Here is a 3,321-nt window from a genome sequence, read left to right as displayed (position 1 = left end):
TTATATAAATTGTACGGTTTGTGGTAATGTAAAAATCGCATAACAAGGCATTCAAACGGACAAAAAACAGTTGGCTGTTTTCACTTCGTTCAACATTTTAGCCAACAATTTTTTGCCGCTTAATGTGGCGTTATGCGGCATTGCGAATTTGATTAAATATAATTGTGGTGTTTGTCTTTTCTTTATCTTGGTTATTTACGCGTAATCAAATCTATTTCAGTTTTTGGTTAAATAGTTTTTCGCCAAAGCAGGTAAGTGGTAAATTCACTTTTGATTAGTGGCTCAAAATTCGCGGTTTACTGTGTCGCAATGCTGTGAGTTTTTTTAATGTGCATTTTATGTTACTAATATTTATATAAATTGTACGGTTTGTGGTAATGTAAAAATCGCATAACAAGGCATTCAAACGGACAAAAAACAGTTGGCTGTTTTCACTCCGTTCAACATTTTAGCCAACAATTTTTTGCCGCTTAATGTGGCGTTAGGTGTAATCGCCACTTCGTTTTATTGTTTAAAGCATTTGCCAATTTAAGTAGGCGTTTGTACTTTCTAAATATGGTTTTGGAGTGTTTCGCCAAGCTCTACGTCATTTACGCCAATATAGTCTTCGGGCATTACCTAAAAACAAAATGTCCTTGCGAATTGGCTTTTCATTGTTCGGTGTTGTGGCTCAAAATCTAGCAGTTGTGTTTATAAAGTGGCGAATGTAATATTAACTTTCAGTGTTTGCTTTAAGGTTTTGTATTTACAAACAAACTTCACCTAACAAGCAATTCAAACGGACAAATAACAGTTGGCTGTCGTTCGTCCCTCACTATTTTAGCCAACTATTATTTGCCGCTTAATATGGGCGTTATACGTAAAGGAGAGTCCGCAGATGGAATTGAATTCAATGGAAGATGTTAAAGCTATAGCTGAGTTTCAAAAAATAGAGCAACTTCAACGCATAGAAAAAAAACTACATAGATTGAGTTTTACGCCTCTTTACGCAGCTATAATGATCATTATTTATAATATATGGTCAATTTGGTTTGTTAATAATTATTCGACAGCAATGAACCATGGGATATTAGCCATAATAGTTATTGGTGTTTGTAGATCAAATGTTGAACGTACAGATTTATTAAGACAATTGTTTGAATTAAAGTATGGTAAATAAAATACGTATAACAAGCCATTCAAGCAGGACAAATAACAGCTGGCTATTTGCTCCTTCGTCGCTTATTTTAGCCAACTATCATTTGCCTCTTAATGGGGCGTTATGTTGCAATCGTTTTTAATATATAAAGCCGAATATAAATAATAAAAGAGATATAATATGAAAGGACTTAGAGATATAACAAGCTTCGGTAAAGTAGAAGCTGAAGATGATGCAGTGTTAAATTATTTTGTTGAAATGAACATAACTGAAAATATAAATTCGGAAGATACATTCTTAGTTCTGGGTAGAAAAGGCTCAGGAAAAACAGCCCTATTTAGGTATTTTACTGAAGACAAGCATAAAGAGTGTTCAACCGCTTTAAACCTCAATGGTTACCCATGGCGTATTCATGAAAAAATTAAAGATGATGGTGTAGAACCTGTAGAGTCATATGTTGCTTCATGGAAGTATTTAATTGCGGTTGAAATGGTAAAATTAGTTTTAACACTATCTGACAGATACCAAATGACAGAAGTTATTGAACTGAATAAGTTCTTGAATGATAACTATGGTACTAACTCCCCATCAATAAAAAATATATTTTCACCTCAAAAATTAGTTATATCTGGTGATTTAGAGCCTCAAATTTTAGGTTGTAAACTAGGGAAAATTTCTTTAAATAAAAAAGAAAGTGATATGTCTTTAGGTTCTGAGCTTAACGCTTTAACAGAAAAGTTACTTTCAAGTGTCAAAAAAATAGCCAAGGTCTCTGAAATAACAAAAATGTTTGTTCACTTTGATGAACTAGATAGAGGAATAACCACACTTCAAGACTCTAGAAAAGACATGATCATTGGCCTTGTCTTAGCTTCAAAAGAAATTCGAAAAATTTTGAATGAAAATAATTCTCTATTTAAGTCTGTAGTCTACTTAAGAAAAGATATATGGGATGAATTAAAATTTTCAGACAAAAATAAAATAACAGAATCTAATACAGACTTAATCGAATGGACCCATGAACAATTGTTTGGGCTCATAGAAAAACGTATAAAGGTTTTATTAGGCAGTAAGGCCTGCTGGGCCGATATAGATGATGGTAAAAGAATAAATTCACAACCTAAATGGAAGCATATTATTGATAGAACATTGATGCGGCCTAGGGATGTTATTTCATTTTTAAATACCTTATTAGAAGTCACGCTTAAAAAGGAAGGTAATAATCTAAAATTTGAAAATAAGGATGTTGTTGATGCGCGTCCCAAATATTCAAATTACTTAAAGCATGAATTAGACGATGAAATCCTACCTCATTGGGAAGATTGGGAGGTCTGTTTGCAGGCACTTTCTAGAATAGGAAAACTGTACTTTAAAAAAGAAGATTATTCACATGTCTATAAAAATATAGAAACCAAGGAGAACAAAACTTATTCAGAATATCAATCACTTGAAGAGCTATATAATTTCAGTGTTATTGAGTATGAGGTAAGATCTGGATACGGTGGTTCAGCTTGGAAATCAAAATTTGCAAATCCTGAATTAGGTTGGGATATAAACGCAATTCGTTTTAAAGTTCATTTAGGGCTAAAAGAGTACATGAAGTTAAAAGAAGAACGCACGTAATTTTAAGCAACATAACAAGTTGCTTAAAAGGAAAAATAACAGTTGGCCATCGCTTCGCGATTATAGCCAACCATTATTTTCCGCTTAGCAAGGCGTTAGCAGGCACCACTTATTCTAATTTAAAAGTGCTTGGTTAATTTTATTTCTCACATCAAAGGAATGGTGCTTTTCTCTTTTTCTTCCTTTCTTGTGGCAACGATTAGTTTTTAAATTGATTGGTAAACATTCTATGTTATTGTTTATCAATTAAAGTTTAGTGGCAAAGTGGTGCGGTGTTTATTGTTTCTCACTTCCATCCATTAACTATTTATGTGTATGTTGGTTTAAGTGTTCTTAATTAACGCTTCTGCTAACAAGCAATTCAAACGGACAAATAACAGTTGGCTGTCGTTCGTTCCTCACTATTTTAGCCAACTATTATTCGCCGCTTAATTGGGCGTTAGTTGCCAAGGAGTTTGCATCATGGATGAGTCTACAGTTGAAGCTTTATTTATTATTCTCTTCGCAGTTTTACCTTGTGGGATTTTCGGGTATCTAATCGCTTTTAAAGGGCGCAGAGG

2 protein-coding genes are annotated in these 3,321 nt (G+C 33.4%); both read left to right on the top strand.

What is annotated here, in order from left to right:
• The first annotated feature begins 877 nt into the window (after nt 1-877).
• Nucleotides 878-1,159, top strand: a complete 282-nt coding sequence (locus tag H4J73_RS02145; RefSeq protein WP_182178559.1) for a hypothetical protein — start codon at nt 878-880, stop codon at nt 1,157-1,159.
• A 159-nt stretch (nt 1,160-1,318) separates the two neighbouring features.
• Nucleotides 1,319-2,761, top strand: a complete 1,443-nt coding sequence (locus H4J73_RS02140) for a P-loop ATPase, Sll1717 family (protein ID WP_182223093.1) — start codon at nt 1,319-1,321, stop codon at nt 2,759-2,761.
• Nucleotides 2,762-3,321: the final 560 nt, after the last annotated feature.

The sequence above is a fragment of the Colwellia sp. MB3u-41 genome (assembly GCF_014076845.1).
Classification (GTDB): domain Bacteria; phylum Pseudomonadota; class Gammaproteobacteria; order Enterobacterales; family Alteromonadaceae; genus Colwellia_A.
This window is presented reverse-complemented; position numbering and strand designations above follow the sequence as displayed.